The organism is Steroidobacter agaridevorans (genome assembly GCF_009932555.1).
GTDB lineage: Bacteria > Pseudomonadota > Gammaproteobacteria > Steroidobacterales > Steroidobacteraceae > Steroidobacter > Steroidobacter agaridevorans.
The window spans coordinates 485515-509632 of record NZ_BLJO01000005.1 but is presented as its reverse complement, the minus strand read 5'-3'; the positions used below and the strand labels follow the sequence as shown (position 1 = coordinate 509632).

The window sequence follows — 24118 nt, the reverse complement described above, 5'->3', positions numbered from 1 at the left end:
GTTATTTCGCCTTCGCCAGCGACGCTGCGTCCTTCGCGAGCGCTTCAATCGCAGCCCAATCTCCCGCGCGGATCTTGTCCGTCGGTGCGACCCACGAGCCGCCGACGCATGCCACGTTGGGCAGCGCTAAAAAGTCCGGCGCAGTCGCACGGCTGATGCCGCCGGTGGGGCAGAACACCACTTCGGGGAACGGCGCGCCGAGCGCTTTCAGCATGCCGATGCCGCCGGCCTGTTGGGCAGGAAACAATTTGAACGTGTCGTAGCCCCAACCCAATCCCGCCAGCAGTTCCGTCGGCGTCATGATTCCGGGCAGCATCGGAAACGAAGCAGCGCGCGCCGCGGCGGCCATCTCCGCAGTGAGCCCAGGGCTCACACCGAACTGCGCACCCGCATTCCCAGCCGTCACAAAATCGCCCGGACGCGCCAGCGTTCCCACGCCCACGACCGCATCCGGCACCGCTTTACGCATCGCTTCGATGGCAGGCAGGGCCGCGGGCGTGCGCAATGTGACTTCCAGAACACGCAAGCCGCCGGCGCACAGGGCGCGAGCGAGCGGCACGGCATGATCGATGTGCTCGACAGTGATCACCGGAACGACGGGAGCGAGTGCGAGAATGGAGCGAATATTCATGAGATCGATGTAAATGATATTGAAGAATGACTGGTCACTCAGAGCCCGCCATAGACGGAAGCAGCGCCCGCTTCCGCATCCCCCGCGGCGGCTCGGAACGTAGCAAACAACTCGCGGCCCATGCCGAAGCTGTTACGGCTCAAATCCGGCTTCGGCACCACACGGCCGCGCAGCACGGCGTCGGGCACCTTCACTTCGAGCACGCCGGTGTAGCTGTCGAGACGGATGATATCGCCGTCCTGCACCTTCTCGATCGGACCGCCCGCGAGACATTCCGGCGACATGTGGATTGCAGCCGGCACCGCACCCGAGGCGCCGGACATGCGGCCATCGGTGACGAGCGCGACTTTGAAGCCTTTGCTCTGCAAGGAAGTGAGCGTCGGTGTCAGCTGATGCAGCTCGGGCATACCGTTGGCGCGCGGGCCTTGGTAGCGAACGACGACCACGCAATCGCGCGCCAGTTCGCCGGCCTTGAACGCCTTGATCACATCTTCCTGATCGTCGAACACGCGCGCGGGCGCTTCGACAACGCGATGTTGCGGCTGGACCGCCGATGTCTTGATCACGCCGCGACCCAAATTTCCACGCAACACCTTCAGTCCGCCGTCGGCGCCGAAGGGGTCGGTAATCGGCCGCAGGACTTCGTGATCGCCGCTCTGTGCGGGAGCAGGCCGCCATTCCAAACCATTCGGCGACAGCCAGGGTTCGCGCGTGTACGCCTCCAGCCCCTGACCGACCACGGTGACCGTGTCCTGATGTAACAAACCGGAGCTGATCAGCTCGCGAATCAGGAAGCCGATGCCGCCGGCGGCATGGAAGTGATTCACGTCAGCCGCGCCGTTCGGATAAATGCGCGCCAGCAACGGCACGATTTCCGACAGGTCGCTGAAATCGTCCCAATTGATATTGATGCCCGCGGCATGCGCCATCGCGACCAGGTGCAATGTATGGTTGGTCGAGCCGCCGGTCGCGAGCAGGCCGACGATCGCATTCACGATGGCGCGCTCGTCGACCGTCTGGCTCAGCGGCAGATACTCATCGCCAAGCGCAGTGATCTTCGCGGCACGCCGGGCGGCGGCGCTGGTGAGCGCATCGCGCAGGGGCGTGTTCGGAGTGACGAAGGCCGCGCCCGGCAGATGCAGGCCCATCACTTCCATCATCACTTGATTGCTGTTGGCCGTGCCATAGAACGTGCACGTGCCTTGCGAGTGATAACTCTGCGCTTCCGATTCGAGCAGCGCGTCGCGGCCGACTTTGCCTTCCGCGAACAACTGACGGATGCGCGCCTTCTCTTTGTTCGGAATGCCCGAAGTCATCGGCCCGCCCGGCACGAAGAGGGTCGGCAGGTGGCCGAAGGTGAGCGCCCCCATCAACAGGCCCGGCACGATCTTGTCGCACACACCGAGGCACAGCGTGGCGTCGAACATGTTGTGAGATAGCGCGATCGCCGTGCTCATCGCGATCACGTCACGGCTGAACAACGACAGCTCCATGCCTGGCTGGCCCTGCGTCACGCCGTCGCACATGGCGGGCACGCCGCCGGCGAATTGCGCGACCGCTCCGACTTCGCGCGCGGCCAGCTTGATCAGCTCCGGATAACGCTCCAGCGGCCGGTGTGCCGACAACATGTCGTTATAAGAGGAAACGATAGCAAGATTAGGCCAACGCGCGACGCGCAGCTTGTCTTTGTCCTGTGTATCCATGGCCGCGAAGCCATGCGCCAGATTGGTACAAGACAAGCCCGAGCGAGTGGGTTTATCTCTCCGCTGTGCTTCTCGCATGCGCTCCAAATAGGCGCTGCGGGTGGGTTGGCTGCGCTCGCGAATCCTCTCGGTTACGGCGCGCACGCGTTCATGCAAGGGTGCGCTGGTCTTCATGTGTGCTCTGTATCCGCCCCGCGGCGGATCAATGGATTTGGCTCAATCATGCCCGCGATTCTACCCACTCACGCGGCGCATCGCTTCGGGAGTCACGCTATCATCGGGCGGACTTTTGGAATCGCAGCCCGCGCACCGAAACAAATGTCCACAAAATGTCTCGTCGTTCGTTTGCGGGCATCACACTGGGGCGCTAACTTAGTGGGCTGCGATCGAGATTTCCTGCAAGGCGTCAGTATTCATGCAACCTCTTCCGACTTTCGATCTGGTCCTGTTCGGCGGCACGGGCGATCTGGCCATGCGCAAGCTCCTGCCGGCTCTGTATCGCCGTAAGGCATCCGGCTATCTGTCTGCCAAATCGCGCGTGCTCGGTGTGGCGCGCAGCGAGTTGTCGCGCGATGAGTATCTCGCGCAAGTCCAGGCCAGCTGCCAGACCTACCTCGGCAAGGATTACGACGAGAAGCGCTGGGCAGAATTTGCACAGCATGTGGACTATGTGAAGGTCGATGCCTCGGCCCCCGAGGACTTCGCCGGCCTGAAGAAGAAGCTCGAAGGTTGTGATGAACACGGGCGCGCGTTCTTCCTCTCGGTCGCGCCGGACCTGTTCGCGCCCATTTGCGAAGGCCTCGCGACACATTCCCTCGCCACCCCGAATTCGCGCGTCGTACTGGAAAAACCGCTGGGTCACGATCAGGCGTCGTCGGCGCAGATCAACGAACGGGTCGGCCGCATTTTCAGCGAGCAGCAGATCTTCCGTATCGACCACTATCTCGGTAAGGAAACAGTGCAGAACCTGCTGGCGCTGCGTTTCGGTAACACGCTGTTCGAACCGCTGTGGCGCCGGGGCCGTGTGAAGCACGTGCAGATCACGGTCGCCGAAGAGCTCGGCGTCGAGCGCCGCGCCGGCTTCTACGATGAGACCGGCGCGTTGCGCGACATGGTGCAAAACCATCTCCTGCAACTGCTGTGCATTATCGCGATGGAGCCGCCGGCGACTTCGGATCCGGATGCGATGCGCGATGAAAAGCTCAAAGTGCTGCGCGCGTTGCGTCCATTGCGAGGCCGCGATGTGCTGCATAAGACGGTGCGCGGCCAGTACAAGGCCGGCGCGGCCGGCGGTAAGCCCGTCGTCGGCTATCTCGATGAAAAAGACGTGCCGAACGACAGCAAGACCGAAACGTTCGTGGCCCTGCGTGTCGACATCGATTCGTGGCGCTGGGTCGGCGTGCCGTTCTATCTGCGCACCGGCAAACGGCTGCAGGAAAAGCTGTCCGAGATCGTGGTGACATTCGAGGATGTGCCCTTGTCCATCTACGAGCGCCCGGACACGCCGCAGGCGCTGAACCGCCTGGTGATCCAGCTGCAGCCGGACGAAAGCATCGAGCTCACCGTGCTGGCGAAGTTTCCCGGCGAGGTCATGCGGCTGCGGCCGGTCAATCTGAGCCTGGATTTCTCGGAAACCTTCAAGGCGCCGCGCCTGGATGCCTACGAGCGCCTGCTGACCGATGTGTTGAAGGGCAATCTGACCCTGTTCATGCGCCGTGACGAGCTGGAGGCCGCCTGGCAGTGGATCGATCCCATCCGCCAGGCCTGGGATCAGTCGGACGAGGCGCCCAAGACCTACACCGCCGGCAGCTGGGGCCCGGCCGCGGCCAGCGCATTGTTGGGCCGGGATGGCTTCGCCTGGCGTAACGAGCTGTAATAAGAGGTAGTTGTAGCGGCAGTGAGAACTCCATGAGCTGGGTGCACGAACACCGCTTTCCCGATTCGCTGGCCCTGGCCCATGCGCTGTCGGGCGAGATCAAAGTGGATCTCGAGGAAGCGATTCAGGAGCGGGGTGCGGCCAGCCTGGTGGTCTCCGGCGGGCGCACGCCCGCCAGGCTGTTCGAGCAGCTGCGCGGCGAGGCGCTGGACTGGTCCAAGGTCTGGATCACGCTCGCCGACGAGCGCTGGGTGGAGACCACGGCGGCCGCGAGTAACGAGAAACTGGTGCGGGAAACCCTGCTGACCGGCCCGGCCGCGGCGGCGCATTTCGTCGGATTGAAGAACCCGGCGCCGGCGCCCGAGGCGGGTGCCGATTGGGCCACTCGCGCGTTAACCCGAGTGCCGCACCCGTTCGATGTGGTGTTGCTGGGAATGGGCGATGACGGCCACACCGCGTCGTTGTTTCCCGGCTCGCTGGCCTTGGGCAAGGCGCTGGACCGGTCGGTCCCGCCGGGCTGCATCGCCATCAACTCGCTGACGGCGCCGCATGCGCGCCTGAGTTTGAATCTGTCGGCGTTGCTGGACTCGCGCCGTATTATTTTGCATATCGAGGGGGAGTCGAAGTGGCAGGTTTATCAGCGCGCGAAAGCGGCGGGGCCGGTGGCCGAGTTGCCGGTGCGCTCGGTGCTGCACCAGAAGGAAGTGCCCATGGACGTGTATTGGGCGCCGTGAAGAGCCGCACATGAGCCGAACAGCAATTCCTCCGCGCATGATCGCGGACATCGGTGGCACCAACGCGCGCTTCGCGTTGCTCGATGGCATGGACCGGCGCGATGAGGTCGTGCTGGCGTGCGCCGACTATCCCGATCTGGTCTCGGCCGCCGAAGAATATCTGCAGCGCGTCGGTGCGAAGACCAGCGGTCGGCCGCTCGAAGCGGCGATCGCGATCGCCGGCCCGGTCACGGGCGACATCATTCGCATGACCAATCATGTGTGGCAGTTCTCGGCCGCACACACACGACAGCAACTGCAGCTGCGTCGTCTCATCGTGCTGAACGACTTCACCGCGCTCGCGATGGCCGTGCGTCATCTGAAGGGCAGCGACCTCGAGCAGATCGGCGGCGGCAAAGCGCAACCGAACGCACCGATCGCCGTTATCGGCCCGGGCACGGGGTTGGGGGTTTCAGGATTGGTTCCGAGCGGCGAACACTGGATTCCGCTGCAAGGGGAGGGCGGTCACGTGACGTTGTCCGTGATGAACGAGCGTGAGCTCGCCGTGCTTCAGCAGCTCCAGCAGCGGTTCTCGCATGTCTCGGCGGAGCGCGTGATTTCAGGACCGGGATTGGTCACGTTGTACGACGCGATCTGCGGTGTCGAAGGTGTGATTCCCGAGGTACTCACCCCGCCCGAGATCACCAAGCGCGCGCAGGAAGGAACGTGCCGGCTCTGTTTCGAAACAGTCAGCATGTTCTGCGCTCTGCTCGGCACGATGGCCGGCAACCTCGTGCTCACCCTCGGTGCGCTGGGCGGTGCCTATATCGGCGGCGGCATCGCGCCCGGACTGGGCCCGATGTTCACCAGCTCGCGCTTCCGCGATCGGTTCGAAGACAAAGGCCGGTTTACCGATTACGTTTCGCGCGTGCCGACGTTCGTTATACGCGCCGAGCTGCCGGCGCTGCTCGGCCTGGCCAGCGCGTTCACCGACCCGGGGCCGCGCCTGGAAGCTCAGTAAACACGACTCCGGACCCCTGGCACACGGATTGCAACGTGGTAGGCATCGGAACACCGGTTCCACCTACTAACTCAAGTGAGCGTGCATCGTGCGTGTGCTCGTCGTCGCTGAATCCGCCGATGGCGCGGAGATCCTGAAGTCGGGAGTGCGGCTGGGCGGTCATGAACTGACCGAAGTCCTGCCCCTGGACAGTGCTTTGTTGCCGGCGCTGGAACGGGGCAAGCCCGACGTGCTGCTGCTGGAAGCGCGTTCGCCTTCGCTGGATCTGCTGGATCGTCTGCTCGACGCCATGGGCTCGACCGCCATGCCGTTTGCGGTATTTGCCGGCGGCGATGCTTCGTCGCAGGCCATTGAAAATGGCGTGCGCGCGGGCGCCGCGGCCTATGTAGTCGATGGGCTCGAAGCAGCGCGCGTCCCGGCAATTCTGCAAGTTGCCCTGGCACGCTTCGATTTCATCTCGGGCCTGCGCAGCGAGCTGGGTCTCGCCCAGCAGAAGCTGGCTGAACGGAAGTTCGTGGAGCGCGCCAAAGGCCTGCTGATGAAAGCGCGCAACCTGAGCGAAGACGAGGCGTATCACACGCTCCGGCGCATGGCGATGGAGCGCAACCGGCGCATGGGAGACGTGGCCAAATCGGTGATCGAAATGGCCGAGCTGCTGAACTAGAAGGCCGGTCGAGTTGGTGCAGACGTTGCGCTGTCTGCACCAGAAGTGGTCTGTTCTACAGCTTCACCAAGCTACTGACTTCCAGCAGCCGATGGCTCGGCACGCCGAAATGGATGGCGGCGAGCTGGCTGTTGCGGCCCATGAGCGCGAACAGTCGTTTGCGCCACAACGGCATGCCGGAGCCCGAGGTGAATATCGGGTTCTCCCGGCCGACCACATACACCGTCGAGTCGGGCTCGTACGGTACGCCTTTTTCTTCGGCGCCCCGAAGTGCGGCGACGACGTTCGGCGTTTCCATGAAGCCGTAACGCGCGACGATCCGGCACAGCCCATCGCCGTGGTGTTGTACTTCGATGCGCTCTTCCGGCTGTACGAACGGCACTTCCGGCCGCACGAAGGTGAGCAGCACATTGCGATTGTGCAGAACCCGATTGAACTTCAGATTGTTCAACAACGCGCGCGGCATGCCGCCCGCTTCGGCGGCGAGATAAACGGCGGTGCCTTCGACGCGCGTCGGCGGCTCTTTCTCCACCATCGTCATGAAGTCGCGCACCGGCATTTGCTCGCGAGCAATCAGCCACGCCAGCGTGCGCCGGCCTTCCTGCCAGGTGCTCATCAAAATATATATACCGATGGCCACGGCCACCGGCAGCCAGCCGCCGTGAGCGAACTTGAGCAGATTGGAGAAGAAGAACGCCGACTCCGCGATCAGGATCAGCGACAGCAGCGCGATGATCTTGCGGTTGTGCGGCTCCATGCGCACCCGGAGCAACATCATGACCAGAATGGTGTCGATCAGCATCGTGCTCGAAATGGCGATGCCGTACGCGCCGGCCAGCGCGCTCGAGGAACGGAAACTGAGGATCAGCGTCAGCGTGCCCGCGAACAACAGCCAGTTCACGGACGGCACATACACCTGACCGATCTCTTCTTCCGAAGAGTGCAGGATGCGCAGGCGCGGCAGATAGCCCAGGTTCAACGCCTGGCGCGTGATCGAGAACACGCCCGAGATCACGGCCTGCGAAGCGATCACGGTCGCGCAGGTGGCCAGCACGATCAGGAACGGCAGCAGCCAGCTCGGCGCGAGCAGATAAAACGGATTCTTGATGGCGGTCGGATCGGACAGCAGCAGCGCACCCTGGCCGAAGTAATTCAGCACCAGCGCCGGCCACACGATCATGAACCAGCCTTTGCGGATCGGCGAGCGGCCGAAGTGACCCATGTCGGCGTACAGGGCTTCACCGCCGGTCACGGCGAGAAACACCGCGGACAGCGTGACGAATCCCATGACGCCGTTGTTGATGAAGAAGTGCACGGCGTACAGCGGATTGATCGCGAAGATCACGTTGGGCGATTCCGCGATATGACTTGCGCCGAGCGCCGCGAGCGTCAGGAACCAGATCAGCGTGATGGGACCGAACAATCGACCCATCGCGCCCGTGCCATGACGTTGCATCAGAAACAGCGACGTAAGAATCAGCACGGCGCCAGGCAGGACGAAGCGCTCGAGTTTGGGCGTCGCGACCGTCAGGCCTTCCATCGCGCTCAACACCGAGATCGCGGGCGTGACGAAACCGTCGCCGAAGAACAGCGCGGCGCCAAACAACCCGACCGCGCTCACCGGCGCCCACACTTTCCAGTTGGTGCTGGCCGTGGAGACCAGCGTGCTGAGTGCGAGCACGCCGCCTTCGCCGCGGTTGTCGGCACGCAGCACGATGCCGACATATTTGATCGAGATGACCAGCACCAGCGACCAGAGGATCAAGGACAGCAGCCCGAGGATGTTCGCCTCGTTCACGGCGATGCCGTGCGCTGGATTGAAACATTCACGCAGGGCGTAGAGCGGACTGGTGCCGATATCGCCGAAGACCACGCCGAGGGCGGCCAGCACCAGTTTGCGGTTAGCGCCGTTACGGTCGCCGTCGGCGGAATCGGATGAGCGGAGGCCCATGATGTTGTTATTACACGCTAGGCGTGGCGGCAGCTGCCAAGGGCGCGGGATTCTAGAGGATTCGGACGGACCCAGCGAAGCTGGGCGTCACACGAGGTCAGTCGGCCAGCCGGGCCAGCCAGGGGGCAATCAGCATACCGAAGGCCGCGCCGACCACGGCGGTGATGCTGACACGAAGGTAGTCGATGGAGCGGCCGCCCAGCTCGGCGGCGCCCTGGGCCACCAGATTGCTGGTGATGCCTGAGCTGTCCAGCCAGGTCATGAGCGCCACGGCGAGCACGATGCCGCCAATGATGCCCGGGATGACAAAAGCCAGCGTCCGGCGCCAGTTGCGGCTCAGGGACTGCATCTGTTCCTGCCATTCCTGCTCGAGCCGGCGGCGGGCTTCCAGGCGCTTGCTCTCGTCGATGGCGTCGATCCGCGCGAGCAGGGCCTGGTCGAAGTTGGCGTCGAGCTGCAGCGGCGGAGCCGACTCGACCAATGCCTGGTCCAGCTCCTCGAATTCCGGCAGGCTGCGCTGACACAGCCCGCAGCCAGCCAAATGGGCTTCGAACGCCGCGCTTTCCGCGTCGTTCAGCTCGCCATCCAGCCAGTCCTGGAGGGCGTGATCCCAGTGTGAATGATCGTTTGGCTGCTTCATGGTCAGGCGGCGGTGGCGGCCTCCGCTTCCTTGTTCAGCTCGATTAGGCGCTTACGGGCGCGATGAAGCAAGGCTTTGACCGTACCCAAGGGCAACCCGAGGCTGGCCGCGGTCTGGTCGTAAGACTTGTCCTCCATATAGAACAGCACCACGGCCTGCCGGTACCGCTCGGGGAGTTGGTCGAGCAGCTGTCCGACGCTGACCGTCGCCGAGTCGTCGGCTTCCGGCGCGGCCAGGGCGGCGACGGCCGGGTTGTAGCCATCCTCGTCGTCGTTCTGGTCCAGCGATACCGTGGGCTTGCGCTTGCGGATCTCGGACAGAGCGCCGTTCTTGGCGATCGCATAGATCCAGGTCGACAGCTGCGACTGGCCGGCGAAGCCGGGCAACGCCTTCCAGATCCGCAGGAGCACGTCCTGGGTAGTGTCCTCAGCCAATGCGCGATCGCGTAACATACTGAATATGAGACGGAAAACCTTATCCCGATAACGTGGCAACAACAACGCGAACGCCTCGCGATATTGCTTGGCCTGCAGCCGCTCTTGAATGTCGGCGTCTGCCTGGAAAGCTGACGAGGACGTCATTGGCTGTTGGGACGTGTGGGGGTGGGGAAAAGGTTGCAGTGGGCTCACTTTAACAATGTGAGCGATTTATTAGTCCTAACACCGCCGCCGTCGGCCGGTTACAACGGGTTGTTCACCGACCCGGCAAAATCGGCGTGGGGAGGTGCAACCTTGCAGGGGGTGGGGCGCGTCCCAACCCCACGTTTGGAAATCTGGTATTTCGAGGCAGGCAACATGCTCAGCGATCTCGTTCCGATTCTGGCCATCGTTTTTTCGTTGGGCCTGCCGTTATCCGCTGTCATCATCTGGATCGCCCTGAACTACCGCAAGCGGGTGCGCCTCATGGAACTGAGCCACGCCGAGCGCATGGCCGCCATCGAGCGCGGCATGGAAGTGCCGCCGCTGCCGCTCGAGCTCATCGACGGCCAGAGCCGCCGCCGGCCCCGCAGCTCGCTGTTGCCGGGGTTGGTGTGGTTCTTCATCGGCCTGGCGATGGTCGCCGGCTCGATCAGCATCGGCGATGACTTGCCGGTGGTGTTCGGTCTGGTGCCGCTGGCCATCGGCCTCGCTTATCTCATCTATTACGCCGTCGAAGGCCGTCACGTCGAAGCGCGTCAGCAGGAACAGGACATGCGCGATCGCGCCGAGCGCAACGGCAGATATTCGCAGGGGCCTGCAACCCTCTAAGCACCGGCTGCATCAAAACCAAGAATTCGATTCGCCAGCCCGCCCAGGGCTCGTCCCGACAAGCTCGTCCAAATGAGTGCGCTGGCCTGCAGCCGGCGTCAAGGAGACGCTCATGCTCACGATTCGCAATCTGTCGAAGTCCTACGGCAATGTGACCGCGCTACGCAACGTTTCTTTGCAGATTCCCGCCGGCATGTTCGGCCTGCTCGGCCCGAACGGCGCCGGCAAGTCCTCGCTGATGCGGACCATCGCGACGTTGCAGGATCCGGACGCGGGCAGCATCACGTTCGACGGCATCGATGTGATCGCGAACAAGATGGCGATCCGGCGCACGCTCGGGTATCTGCCGCAGGACTTCGGGGTCTATCCGAAAGTGAGCGCGCTCGGCCTGCTCGATCATCTGGCCGTGTTGAAGGGCTATTTGAACCGGGGCGAGCGCGCCGATGTGGTCGAGGCGCTGCTGCGTCAGGTGAATCTCTGGGACGTGCGCAAGCGCAGGCTCGGCACATTCTCCGGCGGCATGCGTCAGCGCTTCGGCATCGCGCAGGCGCTGCTCGGCAATCCGAAGCTCGTGATCGTCGATGAGCCCACCGCCGGCCTGGATCCCGAAGAGCGCAATCGTTTCCTGAATCTGCTCGCCGATATTGGCGGTCAGGTCGTCGTCATTCTCTCGACGCACATCGTCGAAGACGTGACCGATCTGTGTCCGCGCATGGCCATGATCTGCCGTGGCGAAGTGTTGATGAGCGGCGAGCCGCGCGAGGCCATCGCGGCCATGCGCGATCGGGTATGGAGCAAGCTGGTCAGCAAGTCGACGCTGCCGGACTACCAGTCGCGCTACACCGTGCTGTCGACGCGCTTGATCGCCGGCGAGCCGTTGATTCATGTGTACAGCGAGGCGCGCCCCGAAGAGGGCTTCGCGGCCGTCGATCCGGACCTGGAGGATGTTTATTTCCAGCGCTTGCGCCAGCACGGTGCGGCGCCGGCCACTCTCGCGGCCGCCTGAAACCCATCGGGAGACGCGCGTATGTTCAGCGAATTCTTCCGTTTCGAGCTGCGCTATCAGCTGCGCTCGCCGTTGCCCTGGGTGGTCGCGCTGGTATTCGCGCTGATGGCGTTCGGCGCAACCACGAGCGACATGATTACGATCGGCGAGGGCATCGGCAATGTGAACCGCAACGCGCCGTACGTCATCCTGACGTTCCTCGATGTGTTCTCGACGCTCGGCCTGTTCGTCGCCGTCGCGCTGATCGCGCAGCCGTTGCTGCGTGATTTCGAGCTCGGCACCGAGGAGCTGTTCTTCAGCAAGCCGCTGAACAAGGCGACGTATCTGTGGGGACGGTTTGCCGCGGGCTCGTTCATGGCGTTGATCGTCATGATCGTCACTGCGCTGGGCATGATGCTCGGCTCGGTCATGCCGTGGATCGATCCGCAGCGGCTCGGGCCGTTCTCGCTGGCCCCGTATCTGTGGGGCTTCGGGGTCATGATCATTCCGAATCTGCTGTTCACCGGCGCGCTGCTGGGATTGCTCGCGGTGACGACGCGACGGTTGTTGTTCGTGTTCATTGGCGTGATTGCCTTCGTGGCGTTGTGGTCGATCTCCGGCGCGCTCACCAAGGACATTCAATACAACACGATCTCGGCGCTGATCGATCCGCTCGGCGGCGAGGCGATCGCGCAGGTAATGCGTTATTGGTCGGTGGCCGAGCGCAACACGCAGTTGCCCGAGCTGAGCGGCCTGGTGTTGTCGAATCGTCTGATCTGGGCCGGTGTCGCGGTGGTGATGCTGGTGGCGACGCAGTTGCTCTTCAAGCCGCAGCGGCAGCGGGCGAAGAAACATTGGTGGCAGCGCTCGCGCAAGAGCGAAGAGGTGTCGGCCAGTGCGCCAAGAGCAATCGCCACGGCGCCAGCAGCGCCGCGAGCGTTCGACGCCGCGACCGCCTTCGGTCAATTCATTCATCTCGCGTGGTTCGACACCAAGTCGGTGCTCCGGAGCATTCCGTTCCTGGTGCTGCTGGCGTTCGGCCTGTTCAACTATCTGGGCAGCTCGGTCGCGATCGACAACACGTTCGGCACCCCCATCTACCCGGTCACGGCGCTGATGATGCAGTCCATGCAGGGCAGCTATCAGTTCCTGCTGATCATCATTGTCACGTTCTACGCGGGCGACGTGTTGTGGCGTGAGCGTGACGCCAGGCTCGCCGAGGTGACCGACTCGTTGCCGGTGCCGAACTGGGTGCCGCTGCTGTCAAAGCTCGGCGCGATCACCGCGGTCGTCGTTGCCTTCGTTGGGTTCGGCGTGCTGGCGGCAATCGGCTATCAGTTGTGGCACGGCTATACGAATCTCGAGCCGCTGGTTTTTCTGCAGGCCGCCTTCATCGACTCCTGGCCCTGGGTGTTGATGGGCGCGCTGGCGCTGTTCCTGCAGGTCGTCAGCAATCAGAAGTTCATCGGCTATCTGCTGCTCATCCTGGTGCTGCTCGCGCAGATCGTACTGAGCCGGATCGGCTACGAACACAACTTGTATCTCTATGGCGGCGCGCCGGCCATGACGTACTCGGATATGAACGGGTACGGTCATCTGTTGCAGCCGTTCGCGTGGTTCCAGACGTACTGGACACTGTTCGCCGCGATGCTGATCGTGCTCGCGAACGCATTCTGGGTGCGTGGCACGGCGTCGAACTGGAGCCGTCGCTGGCGCGACGCGTTGCGCAGCCTGCGCGGTCCTCAGACCGCCGTGCTTGCGGGCCTGGCGCTGGCGTTCGTCGTCACGGGCGGCTGGATTTTCTATAACACCAATGTCGTCAACGAGTACCTGCCCGAAGATGTGGCGCTGGACCGCCAGGCGCGCATGGAGAAGGAGTATCGGCAGTTCAAGGATCTGCCACAGCCTCGGGTCCTCGATGTGCGTGCCGACGTGGATATCTATCCCGAGGAGCGCCGCTCGGTCATTCGGGGCCACTATCGTCTGATCAACAAGCACGACGTGGCGATTCCCGAGTTGCACGTGTACACGAACGTCAGCTCGCGCATCGAAGTGACCAAGCCTGCCGGTTTGGTCATGAAGAAGGAAGATCGCGAGGCTGGCATGCGCATCTATGCGCTGCGCGAACCCTTGGCTCCCGGCGCGGCGCTGGACTTCGACTTCGTCCTCGAGCGCGCGGAACGAGGCTTTACGAATAGTGGCATGCCGCCGTCGACAGGCGCGGGCGATTTGCGCTCGACGCTCAATGCCAATGGCACATTCTTCAACAGCAATGAGATGCCGCATTTCGGCTACGACGAGTCGCGCCAGATCCTGGATCGGAACGAGCGTCGCAAGCGCGGCCTCGGCGAAGTGCCGCGCAAGGCGAAACTGGAAGACGAGCATGCGCGCGGCACCATGGGCATCGTCGATTCCGACTGGATCAACTTCGAAGCGACGGTCAGCACCAGCGCCGATCAGATCGCGCTTGCTCCGGGTTATCTGCAACGCGAGTGGACCGAGAACGGCCGCCGCTACTTCCACTACAAGATGGATCGGCCGATGCTGCCGTTCTATTGCTTCCTGTCGGCGCGCTGGGAGGTGAAGCGCGGCGAGTGGCGCGGCCTGCCCATCGAGATCTATCACGATCCCAAGCACGCCTATAACGTCGACCGGATGATCGATGCGACCCGCAAGTCGCTCGATTACTTCACGACCAACTTCTCGCCGTACCAGCACCGGCAGGTTCGCATTCTGGAATTTCCGCGCTATGCGAGGTTTGCGCAGAGCTTCGCGAACACCATTCCGTTCTCGGAGAGCATCGGCTTCATCGCCGATCTCACCGATCCCGACAGCATCGACTACGTGTTCTATGTGACCGCGCACGAGATGGCGCATCAATGGTGGGGCCATCAAGTCATCGGTGCGGACGTGCAGGGTCAGACCATGCTGATGGAGTCGCTGTCGCAGTACTCGGCGCTCATGGTCATGGAAAAGGAATATGGGCGCGAGCACATGCGCCGCTTTCTAAAGTACGAGCTGGATCGGTATCTGCGCGGCCGCGGCGGCGAGCTGATCGAAGAGTTGCCGCTGATGCGCGTCGAGGATCAGCAATACATCCACTACGGCAAGGGATCGGTGGTGCTGTATCGCTTGCGTGACGAGATCGGCGAGGAGAATCTCAATCGCGCTCTGGCGAACTACATTCGCGACAAGGCATATCAGCAGGCGCCGTACACGACGACGCTCGAGCTGGTCGATTACATCCGCGCACAGACGACTGCTGAGAAGTACCCGGTGATCGACGAGTTGCTCGCCAAGATCATCTTCTACGACAACCGCGTCGTGTCGGCGTCGGTGACGCCGCGCAATGGCAAGTACGATGTGACCATCGAGTACGAAATGGCCAAGCGCGAAGGCGACGGCATGGGCCGAGAGACCAACCTCGCGTTGGATGATTGGATCGAGGTCGGCGTGTTCGCGCGCGAAGAGGGCGAGAGCGAGCGTCTGGAGAAGCCGCTCTATCTGGAGCGCAAGCGGATCACGCAGCCTCGCGGCAAGTTCACGATGACGGTGGACGCGATGCCTTACGAAGTCGGCTTCGATCCGTATAACAAGCTGATCGACCGTCTGCCGGATGACAATCGCAAGACCGTGGAGCTCGAGGATGCGATAGCCGCGCCGACCGCGAAGGAGCCGGCCGCCGGCAAGACTTGAGCGACCAACGCCGGCCGCCGAGGTATCGCGCGCCCGATATTCAGGTTCCCGCCGGCGCGGCTCTATCGGGGCGCGCCGGCGTAACTGGTCACGTGCGAGGCGGAATCAACCCAAACCGTCCGCTCTGATAATCGCGGAACGCCTGTTCAATCTCCTCGCGCGTGTTCATCACGAACGGGCCGTAGCGTGCCACCGGCTCGTGCAACGGCTTGCCCGAGAGCAACAAGATCTCGGCCGGGCCGCTCTCATCTGCGCTCACACCAATCTTCACCGAGTCGCCCGAACCGAGCAGCGCCGCCTGGCCTTCGCCGACCTCGCGCTGATCGCTGCCAATGGTCGCCTTGCCTTTGAAGACATACAGCAAGCCACTCTGCTCGGCCGGCACCGACTGCAACAACTCGCCGCCGGGCTGGATCGTGAAATGCAGCATCTGAATCGGCACTCGCGTGTCGATGCGCGCCGCCTTGCCAAGCGATTCGCCGGCGATGACGCGAACATGCACGCGACCGTCCGCTGTCGTCGCCTGCGGAATGTCGGAGGCGCGCAACGTCTGGTAACGCGGCGTCATCATCTTGTCGACAGCCGGCAGGTTCACCCAGATCTGGAAGCCTTCCTGATTGCCGCCTTCACGATGGAAGCGCTCGGTCGGCATCTCGGAATGAATCACGCCGCCGCCGGCGGTCATCCACTGCACGTCGCCCGGACGCAGCACGTCGGCATTGCCGAACGAGTCGCGATGCTCGTTCTCACCGGCGAGCACATAGGTCACGGTCTCGAAGCCGCGATGCGGATGATCGGGCGCGCCTATCGGGCCGCCGGCCGGCCACTGCACGGGCCCAAGATGATCGATCAGCAGGAACGGATCGAAGTGGCTGAAGCCCTGGATGGGAAACGGCCGACGCACCGGGAAGCCGCCGCCTTCGATGGTGCTGATCGACTGCACCACCCGGGCGATTCGCCGTTGGGCGGCCTGGGCAGGGGTGTTGGAAGCTAAAGGGTTGATGGCGTTCATGGGGGTATCCTGCCACCTTTAATGAAGGCGCATCTGCGCGCCGCAAGGCATGACTGTTATCACGGCGCATCATGATCGCCTCGGAGGAAGTCGTCCGATGGCGACCTGCTGTGTTCGGGCCGGCGACGCGTTAATCTCGCTCTCTTAACATAGCGACCGCTCCCGGATCCGAGGTTTTCGATGACCGTCAAAATGCTGGTCAATATCGACGTGGACGATTTGGCCAAGGCCACCGATTTCTATTGCAAAGCTTTCAACCTGCACGTCGGCCGGCGCTTCGGCGCGGACGCGGTGGAGCTGCTCGGCGGCACTTCGCCCATCTACCTGCTGGTGAAGCCGAATGGCACGACGGCGTCCGCGACCAGCCGACACCTGCGTTCGTACGCCCGTCACTGGACCCCCGTGCACCTGGACTTCGTCGTCGAGGAAATCGAAGGCGCGCTGGACCGCGCCCGCAATGCCGGCGCCCGCCTCGAGACCCAGGTGAAGACCAACAACTGGGGCAAGATCGCCATGCTCGCCGATCCGTTCGGCCACGGCATCTGCCTGATCGAGTTCGTCGGCAAGGGCTACGACGAGATCGCCACCAGCCACGATCAGAAGCACCGGTGATGTCATGGCATTGGTCTGCTGGAAATGCGGCGCGTCCCTGGCAGACCTCACGCTGCCGCTGCGCCGCCTCGAAGAATGCCGCCAATGCCACGCCGAACTGCACGTTTGCAAACTCTGCGAGTGGTACAGCCTCAGCGTCGCGAAACATTGCCGCGAGACGGTTGCTGAGGAAGTGAAGGATAAGGAGCGGGCGAACTTCTGCGATTACTTCAAGCCTCGCGAAGACGCGTACTCCATGAAGAGCACGGACGCCGCGTCGAAGGCGCAGGCGGAGTTGGATGCTCTGTTTGGGAAGAAACCCGACGCGCCCGCTGAACCCTCTGCCGCTGATAAAGCTCGGGCTGAGCTCGAAGCGTTGTTTGGGAAGAAGAAGTAGCCGGCCCGTCTCACTCCGCCGGCGGCGGATGCACATCGTGCGACGCTTGAGCCTCCTGCTGCAGCCACTGCACAACCCCAGCAACCATCGGGTCATTCAAGCGTCGCGGTAAGCACACCGCGTAGATCGAATACTCCGACGTCACTTCGTTCTCGAACACCTTCACCAGGCGCCCAGCCACCAGGTCAGAAGCCGCGAACACCTCCGACGCAATAGCCACGCCCTGCCCGGCGAGGGCCGCCTGGAGCATGGAATTTCGGTCGCCGCAGACGATGCCACGGCGGGCATCGATGCCTTTGGCGCCGACGGCTTCGAGCCAGCGGGTCCAGGAGCGATGTGAGTCGTCGTGAAGCAGGGTGAAATGGCGCAGATCGCTAATCGTTTTCAACGGCGGCCCGACCTTCAGCAGGCTGGGGGCGCACACCACGATTTCCCGGGGCTGAAATAGCGGCACGACGTGCAACCCCGGGTAATTTCCCCGCCCGAAACGAATGCCGATATCGACGTCCTCGCGCGAAAAATCCACCAACTGCGCGGTCGTGATCACTTGAAGATCGACGTCCGGGAACAACATAGAGAACGAGCGTACGCGGGGCATCAGCCAGCGCGCGTTGAAAGAAGAGAAAGTCGAAATGGTCAGCTTCCGCCGCACAGTCGGCGTCGATACATCCTCGAGTGCACTAGCCAGCCGGTCGAACGCGGCCCGGGTTCCCTCCGCCAGGAGCGCACCCTGAGCCGTCAACCTTAATCCCCGCGGCAAGCGCTCAAACAGCTTCACCCCGAGTCGCTCCTCGAGCTGCTTTACCTGCCGGCTTACCGCCGCGTGGGTCACGTTCATTTCTTCGGCGGCGGCGCTCAGGTTCAGGTTCCGGGCGGCCACATCGAAGGCCCGCAGGGGCCCGACTGGAATGCGCTTCATGGCAGTCGCAAGGATGGCTTCTGATATGACTTCAGATCATAGATCAAGAACACAAAGTATCGCTATTCGCAGTAATTGGCCAGGATCACACTACGCCTCCATGACCGAGATGCATATCTCAACGGAGGTTTTTATGGACGAGTACCTGTTCATGACCCTGGCCAAGTTGAAAGCCGACCGTCTGAAACTCGAACGGGAACAGCGCGCTACGGCGCCCGACCCCGAGAGTCAGCTCCGCCTGGATTTGGCCGAGCCGGTCGAGACGCATCGGCATTCGCATCGTTGGTTTTCGCAACAACCCCTCTGGAGGGAACAGTCATGAATACGAGAACGGCACTGACTTTGGCAGCGGCGGTGGTCATCAATGTGACTGCACTGGCCGCCTGGGAATGGAACGTCACCGAGGCGGTCACGCCGGCGGGTGAAGTCACCGTTGTCCAGATCGAGGAGCCGGCCCAGGTGGCGTCATTGACGCAGGCCCAGGCCGACGGTCAGCTCGTGCAGACGACTCACAGTCTGTAACGGCTTCATAGAGCTGCAACGGAGGAGAGGATCATGGCCTTCGTAATCATCACTTTCACCGCATCGCTGATTCTCAACCTGGCCGTGCTGGCCTTGTTGAAGATCGGTCTGCAAAACAACGGGTCGGCCGGAGCGTTTTCCGGCCGACTGCCGTGCTGAACGATCGCTCGATGCACCGATGCGCGCTGTCGTCCACTCACGCCGCTTTGGCGATGCCTGCCACCAGCCGGCCGAGTTTTTCGATGGCGCGCTCGATGGTCGGCGTCCACAGCATGCCGCAGCTGATGCGGATGTAATTGCGATAGTCCGCCTTCGCGGAGAACACCAGCCCGGGCGCGATGCCGATGCGGCTGGCCAGCGCGGTACGAAACAACTCCACGCCGTCGACGCCCGCGGGCAATTCGATCCACAGCACGATGCCGCCACTTGGACGCGCGACGCGGGTCCCCGGCGGGAAGTAACGAACGATTGCATCGACCGCGCTCTGCGAATTCGCAGCGAGCGTCGTGCGCACGCGGCGCAGATAGCGATCGTATCCGCCGCTCGCGTAATAGCGGGCGAGCACCAGCTGTTGCAAGGTCGGGCAGGCGACCGACGAAAAGAATTTGGCGCGCGCGATATCGGCATGAAACTGCGGCGTGACCGCCCAGCCGATGCGATAGCCGAGCGCGATGGTTTTGGACACCGAGCCGCAGGTGATTACCAGGCCGGCGTCGTCATACGCACGCAGCGAGGTCGGGCGAGTATTGCCGTAATGCAGGTCGCCGTAGATGTCATCTTCGATGATGGGCACTTCGGCGGCGCTGAGGATCGCGACGATCTCGCGCTTGGCGTCGTCCGGCGTGACACTGCCGGTGGGATTGTTGAAATTCGGCATCAGCACGGCCGCGGCGAGCCGCGTCGTGCGCGCAATGTTTCTGACGGCGTCGACATCGATGCCCGTGCTGGTGTGATTGGGCACCTCGACGACTTTCAATCCCAGGTACTCGACGACTTGCAGGACGCCGAAATAAGTCGGCGATTCCACCAGCACGGTGTCGCCGGCCTTGCACAACACCTGCAGCGACATGGTGATCGCATCCATCGTGCCGCTGGTGATCACAACGTGCGCGGGATCGGCCGGTGCGCCGGCGAACGTCATGCGCTTGGCGACCTGTCGGCGCAGCTCCTCATGACCGGGCGGCAGCAAACATTCGCCGGCGTGAGCGGGATGGTCGCGCAACACTTCGCGAATCAGATTGTTCAGCCGTTGATTCGGATACAGCGTCGGCGACGTGAACGCGCCGTTGAGCTGCAGGATGTCCGGTCGAGCCAGCGCTTCACGACAAGTGTCGAGCGTTTCCGCGGCGATGGAGATCGGGCGTCTGGAGCGGCTGACCTTCGGACGCGGCGGCGGCACAGTCGCGCGCATCGGCGGGCGGACATAGAAGCCCGACTGCGGCCGCGCTTCGATCAACCCGATGTTTTCCAGGTGCAGGTACGCCTGCACCACTGTCGAGATGCTGACCTTCGCCGTGCGGCTCATGGAGCGCACCGAAGGAATGCGCTCATTGCCGCGCAAAGCGCCGCTCGCGATCTGCGCTTCGACCAGGCGCGCGACGCGTTCGTAGAGCAGCGGTTCTTCGGCAGACATAAGCCACCTCAACTGTATTGGTCGTGGGCCAGTCTACCTGAGTCTGTACTGCTTGCCAGCACCGGCTAAAGTACACAGCCGACCCAAAAGGATTTCTTCATGTCTTCAGCCAGCACGACGCGACTGTCGGCAGGCATGCTTGCCGCCTTCGCCGCCATCTATTTCTTTTGGGGCACGACCTATCTCGCCATCGCCGTGGCAATCCGCGAGATCCCGCCGTTCATCAGCGGCTCGATGCGCTTCATGCTTGCCGGTCTCGCCATGTACGTGTGGCTGCGCTGGCGCGAGTCGAAGCCGCTCGCCAATGTCGATCTGAAAATGGCCGCGCTCGCCGGCGTGCTGCTGACCGGCGTAGGTAATGGATTCGTGGTCTGGGCTCAGCAGGGCATTCCGTCGGGCATCGCTGCGCTGATCGTCACTGCCGTGCCGGTCATCGTGCTGCTGTTGGATTGGGCGTTCTTCAGCAAGCGCGCACCGACGCGTCAGGCGCTGATTGGAACCACCGTCGCGGTGATCGGCGTCGTGACCATCGTCACGCACACTCGCTCGCTGTCAGGCGAGGCGCATCCGTTGTATCTGGCCTCGCTGTTGCTGGCGACGGTGGGCTGGAGCTTCGGCACGTTGATTCAGAAGCGAGCCGTACAGCCGGGCGCGGTGCTGAGCTTCACCTGCGCGCAGATGTTGTTCGGCGGGGTGTTTCAGCTGTTCATGTCGGTCGTGGACGGCGAGTGGTCGCATTTCGATCCTTCGATCATTACCTGGAGCTCGCTGGCGGCGGTCGCGTATCTGGTCGTGTTCGGCAGCATCGTCGGCCTCAATTGTTATTTGTGGCTGCTGACGAAGGTGGCCGCGCCGAAAGTCGCGACGTACGCGCTGGTCAATCCGGTCGTGGCGCTGCTACTGGGCACGATCGTGTTGAACGAGACGCTCACCCCACTGGTGATCATGGCCACCGTGCTGGTGCTGGCCGGCGTCGGACTGGTGTTGTTCCAGGACGTGCTGAAGCCGTCGCGGCTCAGGTCGTTTGTGTCGCGACGCGCGCCTGCAGTCGCTCCCGGTGAATGACATAGAGCCCGCTGGCAACGATGATGGCGGCGCCGACCAGCATGCGCTGGTTCGGCACCGTCATCCACAACAGCCAGTCGAACAGCATGCCCCACGCCAGCGCCGTGTATTCCAGCGGCGCGATCACCGGCGGTGCGGCCAATCGGAAGGCTTCGGTGAGAAAGTGCTGACCGAGCGCGCCGGTGATGCCGATGATGCCGATCCAGTACCAGTGATCCCATAACACCGGCACCCACCCCTTGATCGAAAAAATGCCCGCGAACGCGGCAGTCAGAAACAGCGCCCAGAACATGGTCGCCGCGCTGGTCTCGGTCGGCTTCAAGACTCGAATCAGCAGCACGCCCAGCGCATAGGCAGTGGCGGCAGCGATGGCCGCGACTCCGCCAAGCAGCGCCGTGCCACTCACCGCCACGCCATCGCCGCCAGGTTGGACAACCACGAGCACGCCGAGCATGCCGGCGATCACCGCGACCCAGCGATGCAAGCCGACACGCTCCCCGAAGAAGGGCACGGACAGGGCTGTGATCAGCAGCGGCCCGCTCATGAAGATGGTGTACGCCGTAGCTAACGAAAGACGGCTGACCGCGTAGACAAAAAAGTACAGCGTCGCGACCTGCAGTACGCCGCGAAGCAGGTGCAGGCCCCACCGATTCGGCACGAGGTCGCGCCAGCGCCCCACCGAGGCAGTTGCGAGCAGCAGAAAAGGAAGCGAGGCGAGGCCGCGAATGAACGTCACCTGCATGGCAGGATAGGTTTCGGCCAGGCGCTTCATGCTCAAATCCATGACGGCGAAAGTCGCCACCGCGGCCAGCATGCTGAGAATTCCTCGGACATTACTCGCGGGCATAAGAAACGCATGCTACGCGACGCGCCTCAACGCGGCTAGAATCAGCGCGCTATTAGCTATTATCGAGCTCGAGTCATGCGCCAAGTCTTCATCTGCGATGCCATCCGCACTCCCATCGGCCGCTACGGCGGCGCTCTAGCCAGCGTGCGTGCCGACGATCTCGGCGCGATCCCGATCAAGGCGCTGATCCAGCGCAATCCCAAAGTCGATTGGGCCGCGGTCGACGATGTTTACTACGGCTGCGCCAACCAGGCCGGCGAGGACAATCGCAACGTCGCGAGAATGGCGGCGCTGCTGGCGGGCCTGCCGGATGCAGTGCCCGGTGCAACCATCAATCGTCTGTGCGGTTCGGGATTGGACGCGGTGAATCTCGCCGCTCGCACGATCCGTTCGCACGAAGCCGAGCTCATCATCGCTGGCGGTGTGGAAAGCATGACGCGCGCACCGTTTGTGATGGGTAAGGCCGACAGCGCGTTCTCGCGGACGGCCAGGATCGAAGACACGACCATCGGCTGGCGCTTCGTCAATCCGCTGATGAAGGCGAAGTATGGCATCGACTCGATGCCGGAGACCGCCGAGAACGTTGCGGCAGAATTCGGCATCGCTCGTGCCGATCAGGATGCGTTTGCTCTGCGTAGTCAGCAGAGATATGCGCGCGCGCACGCCGCGAAGTTTTTTGAAAGCGAGATTACGCCGGTCGAGATTCCGCAGAAGAAAGGCGACCCCATTAAATTCATCGCCGACGAGCATCCGCGCGAGACCTCACTCGAAGCGCTCGCGAAGTTGAAAGGGGTGGTGAAGCCCGACGGCACGGTGACTGCGGGCAACGCCTCTGGCGTCAACGACGGCAGCTGCGCGGTGTTGTTGGCCAGTGAAGAGGCGGCGGCCAAGTACGGCTTGAAGATGCGTGCACGCGTGATCGCAACGGCAACCGCTGGCGTCGCTCCTCGCATCATGGGCATCGGCCCGGCCCCGGCGACGCTCAAGGTGCTGAAGCTCGCCAAGCTCGAGATCGGCCAGATGGATGTGATCGAGCTGAACGAAGCGTTCGCTGCGCAAGGCCTGGCAGTGACGCGTCAACTTGGCTTGCCGGACGATGCCGCGCATGTGAATCCGAATGGCGGCGCCATCGCCATCGGTCATCCGCTCGGCGCGAGCGGCGCTCGTCTGGTCACGACGGCGCTGAATCAGTTGGAGAAAACGTCGGGTCGCTACGCTCTATGCACGATGTGCATCGGTGTGGGCCAGGGTATCGCGATGGTGATCGAGCGCGTCTAGCGCTGTTATCTAAAACAGCGACTCGGGCATCCTGCCACTCGCGCTGTGGCGCCGGAGAAGAGGCGTGACTTTTCCCCGGCGCTCGCCGCCAAGGCGGCGGGCACATCCATGTGCCTGTGTTTTCTCATTGGCAGGCGGCCTCGCACTCGCGCAGCTCGGTGCGACAAATGCTCTGCGCGTCGCGTTCGTTACGGTAACAGTCGTAGCGCATCGACGCGATGTTCTGTTGCATGACATCGATGCACACGTTGTAGTGCTGAGCGAAGCGGGCGCCGTAATTGCCCGGGCCGCGCCGGCCGCCCGGGTTGCGGAAGTAGCTGCAGAAGTAGGTGTAGTCGTTATTGCGCATCGTCATCGGGTCGCGCCCGCTGTTGGCGGCGTTCTTCGAGCATTCCTGACGCGCCTGACGCACTTCGCTGTTGCAAGTGCCGTTGGAGATTTCGCATTGATTGATGCAGGTCCGGCGGGCGGTGTCGGCGGCGGTCGGCTTCGTCGCCTGGGCCGTGTTCTCGACGGGCTTGCCGGTGTCTTCAGCAATGCTGACGCCGAACCACGCCAGCGCCGCGCATAAACTTCCCAACCACACCACGGCTTTGCCGTTCATTTTCTCGTCGCCCCGCCTTTGATTGCAGCATCGTCGCCAGCGTGGATACTGCCCGTCAAGCGCTGTAAGGGTATGTTGGACATCAGTACAGGTCGGCGCGCGGCGGCGAAGGGAACCTCGAAG

The 24118-nt window shown here is 63.0% G+C and carries 24 protein-coding genes; 14 read left to right on the top strand and 10 right to left on the bottom strand.

The window, feature by feature from the left end; genetic code table 11:
* Position 1: 1 nt before the first annotated feature.
* Both eda and edd read right to left on the bottom strand, forming a co-directional pair.
* The gene (gene eda, locus GYH35_RS20400) at positions 2 to 631 is read right to left on the bottom strand and encodes a bifunctional 4-hydroxy-2-oxoglutarate aldolase/2-dehydro-3-deoxy-phosphogluconate aldolase (RefSeq protein WP_161812701.1); all 630 of its coding nucleotides are present in this window, start codon (positions 629 to 631) and stop codon (positions 2 to 4) included.
* Positions 632 to 669: 38 nt separating this feature from the next.
* Positions 670 to 2508, bottom strand: a complete 1839-nt coding sequence (gene edd / locus GYH35_RS20395) for a phosphogluconate dehydratase (protein WP_161812702.1) — start codon at positions 2506 to 2508, stop codon at positions 670 to 672.
* Positions 2509 to 2749: 241 nt separating this feature from the next.
* Between edd and zwf the strand changes: the two genes are divergently transcribed.
* From zwf to GYH35_RS20375, 4 genes are all read left to right on the top strand, one after another.
* Positions 2750 to 4210, top strand: a complete 1461-nt coding sequence (gene zwf, locus GYH35_RS20390) for a glucose-6-phosphate dehydrogenase (protein WP_161812703.1) — start codon at positions 2750 to 2752, stop codon at positions 4208 to 4210.
* A gap of 32 nt (positions 4211 to 4242) precedes the next feature.
* A complete protein-coding gene (pgl, locus tag GYH35_RS20385) occupies positions 4243 to 4944 on the top strand; it encodes a 6-phosphogluconolactonase (RefSeq protein WP_161812704.1) in 702 nt (233 codons plus the stop codon).
* 10 nt (positions 4945 to 4954) lie between these two features.
* Positions 4955 to 5944, top strand: a complete 990-nt coding sequence (locus GYH35_RS20380; RefSeq protein ID WP_161829340.1) for a glucokinase — start codon at positions 4955 to 4957, stop codon at positions 5942 to 5944.
* Between the two features lie 88 nt (positions 5945 to 6032).
* Complete coding sequence (locus GYH35_RS20375) at positions 6033 to 6608, top strand: ANTAR domain-containing response regulator (protein WP_161812706.1); 576 nt, start codon at positions 6033 to 6035, stop codon at positions 6606 to 6608.
* Between the two features lie 55 nt (positions 6609 to 6663).
* Here GYH35_RS20375 and GYH35_RS20370 read toward each other — a convergent pair whose 3' ends face one another.
* The 3 genes from GYH35_RS20370 to GYH35_RS20360 form a co-directional block, all read right to left on the bottom strand.
* Positions 6664 to 8559 carry a potassium transporter Kup gene (locus tag GYH35_RS20370; RefSeq protein WP_161812707.1) on the bottom strand — a complete coding sequence of 632 codons (1896 nt, stop codon included), beginning with the start codon at positions 8557 to 8559 and terminating at the stop codon, positions 6664 to 6666.
* A 97-nt stretch (positions 8560 to 8656) separates the two neighbouring features.
* Positions 8657 to 9199: an anti-sigma factor family protein gene (locus tag GYH35_RS20365; RefSeq protein ID WP_161812708.1), complete on the bottom strand. Its 543-nt coding sequence runs from the start codon at positions 9197 to 9199 to the stop codon at positions 8657 to 8659.
* Between the two features lie 2 nt (positions 9200 to 9201).
* On the bottom strand, positions 9202 to 9780 hold the full coding sequence (locus GYH35_RS20360; RefSeq protein ID WP_161812709.1) for an RNA polymerase sigma factor: 579 nt from the start codon (positions 9778 to 9780) through the stop codon (positions 9202 to 9204).
* Positions 9781 to 9993: 213 nt separating this feature from the next.
* Between GYH35_RS20360 and GYH35_RS20355 the strand changes: the two genes are divergently transcribed.
* From GYH35_RS20355 to GYH35_RS20345, 3 genes are all read left to right on the top strand, one after another.
* Positions 9994 to 10446: a DUF6249 domain-containing protein gene (locus GYH35_RS20355; RefSeq protein ID WP_161829339.1), complete on the top strand. Its 453-nt coding sequence runs from the start codon at positions 9994 to 9996 to the stop codon at positions 10444 to 10446.
* 112 nt (positions 10447 to 10558) lie between these two features.
* Positions 10559 to 11452, top strand: a complete 894-nt coding sequence (locus GYH35_RS20350) for an ABC transporter ATP-binding protein (RefSeq protein WP_161812711.1) — start codon at positions 10559 to 10561, stop codon at positions 11450 to 11452.
* Between the two features lie 21 nt (positions 11453 to 11473).
* The gene (locus tag GYH35_RS20345) at positions 11474 to 15127 is read left to right on the top strand and encodes an ABC transporter permease/M1 family aminopeptidase (protein ID WP_161829338.1); all 3654 of its coding nucleotides are present in this window, start codon (positions 11474 to 11476) and stop codon (positions 15125 to 15127) included.
* An 88-nt stretch (positions 15128 to 15215) separates the two neighbouring features.
* On the opposite strand, the gene GYH35_RS20340 is transcribed toward GYH35_RS20345, so the two are convergent.
* The gene (locus tag GYH35_RS20340) at positions 15216 to 16139 is read right to left on the bottom strand and encodes a pirin family protein (RefSeq protein ID WP_161829337.1); all 924 of its coding nucleotides are present in this window, start codon (positions 16137 to 16139) and stop codon (positions 15216 to 15218) included.
* A 180-nt stretch (positions 16140 to 16319) separates the two neighbouring features.
* Here GYH35_RS20340 and GYH35_RS20335 point away from each other — a divergent pair, with 180 nt between their 5' ends.
* Both GYH35_RS20335 and GYH35_RS20330 read left to right on the top strand, forming a co-directional pair.
* On the top strand, positions 16320 to 16751 hold the full coding sequence (locus GYH35_RS20335; protein WP_161812714.1) for a VOC family protein: 432 nt from the start codon (positions 16320 to 16322) through the stop codon (positions 16749 to 16751).
* A gap of 4 nt (positions 16752 to 16755) precedes the next feature.
* On the top strand, positions 16756 to 17127 hold the full coding sequence (locus GYH35_RS20330) for a hypothetical protein (protein WP_202624446.1): 372 nt from the start codon (positions 16756 to 16758) through the stop codon (positions 17125 to 17127).
* Between the two features lie 10 nt (positions 17128 to 17137).
* Here GYH35_RS20330 and gcvA read toward each other — a convergent pair whose 3' ends face one another.
* Positions 17138 to 18046 (bottom strand): transcriptional regulator GcvA, encoded by a 909-nt coding sequence (gene gcvA / locus GYH35_RS20325; RefSeq protein ID WP_161812715.1) that lies wholly within the window; start codon positions 18044 to 18046, stop codon positions 17138 to 17140.
* 133 nt (positions 18047 to 18179) lie between these two features.
* On the opposite strand from gcvA, the gene GYH35_RS20320 reads away from it, so the two are divergent.
* Genes GYH35_RS20320 through GYH35_RS35155 form a run of 3 tightly spaced genes read left to right on the top strand, consistent with a single transcriptional unit; the run spans position 18180 to position 18727 of the window.
* Entirely contained in the window at positions 18180 to 18368 is a 189-nt protein-coding gene (locus GYH35_RS20320) for a hypothetical protein (RefSeq protein ID WP_161829336.1), read from the top strand.
* The gene (locus GYH35_RS20315) at positions 18365 to 18568 is read left to right on the top strand and encodes a hypothetical protein (protein ID WP_161812717.1); all 204 of its coding nucleotides are present in this window, start codon (positions 18365 to 18367) and stop codon (positions 18566 to 18568) included. The genes GYH35_RS20320 and GYH35_RS20315 overlap by 4 nt, the downstream gene beginning before the upstream one ends.
* Before the next feature lie 33 nt (positions 18569 to 18601).
* Positions 18602 to 18727 carry a hypothetical protein gene (locus GYH35_RS35155; RefSeq protein ID WP_268894951.1) on the top strand — a complete coding sequence of 42 codons (126 nt, stop codon included), beginning with the start codon at positions 18602 to 18604 and terminating at the stop codon, positions 18725 to 18727.
* A gap of 37 nt (positions 18728 to 18764) precedes the next feature.
* Here the strand turns inward: GYH35_RS35155 and GYH35_RS20310 are convergent, their stop codons facing one another.
* Positions 18765 to 20201 (bottom strand): aminotransferase-like domain-containing protein, encoded by a 1437-nt coding sequence (locus GYH35_RS20310; protein ID WP_161812718.1) that lies wholly within the window; start codon positions 20199 to 20201, stop codon positions 18765 to 18767.
* A 99-nt stretch (positions 20202 to 20300) separates the two neighbouring features.
* Between GYH35_RS20310 and GYH35_RS20305 the strand changes: the two genes are divergently transcribed.
* Positions 20301 to 21266, top strand: coding sequence for an EamA family transporter (locus GYH35_RS20305; RefSeq protein WP_161812719.1), 966 nt, complete (start codon positions 20301 to 20303; stop codon positions 21264 to 21266).
* Here GYH35_RS20305 and GYH35_RS20300 read toward each other — a convergent pair.
* Positions 21217 to 22113, bottom strand: coding sequence for a DMT family transporter (locus GYH35_RS20300; RefSeq protein WP_202624445.1), 897 nt, complete (start codon positions 22111 to 22113; stop codon positions 21217 to 21219). The two genes, GYH35_RS20305 and GYH35_RS20300, sit on opposite strands and share 50 nt — an antisense overlap.
* Before the next feature lie 75 nt (positions 22114 to 22188).
* On the opposite strand from GYH35_RS20300, the gene pcaF reads away from it, so the two are divergent.
* Complete coding sequence (pcaF, locus tag GYH35_RS20295; RefSeq protein ID WP_161812721.1) at positions 22189 to 23391, top strand: 3-oxoadipyl-CoA thiolase; 1203 nt, start codon at positions 22189 to 22191, stop codon at positions 23389 to 23391.
* 124 nt (positions 23392 to 23515) lie between these two features.
* On the opposite strand, the gene GYH35_RS20290 is transcribed toward pcaF, so the two are convergent.
* The gene (locus GYH35_RS20290; RefSeq protein WP_161812722.1) at positions 23516 to 23995 is read right to left on the bottom strand and encodes a hypothetical protein; all 480 of its coding nucleotides are present in this window, start codon (positions 23993 to 23995) and stop codon (positions 23516 to 23518) included.
* Between the last annotated feature and the right edge of the window lie 123 nt (positions 23996 to 24118).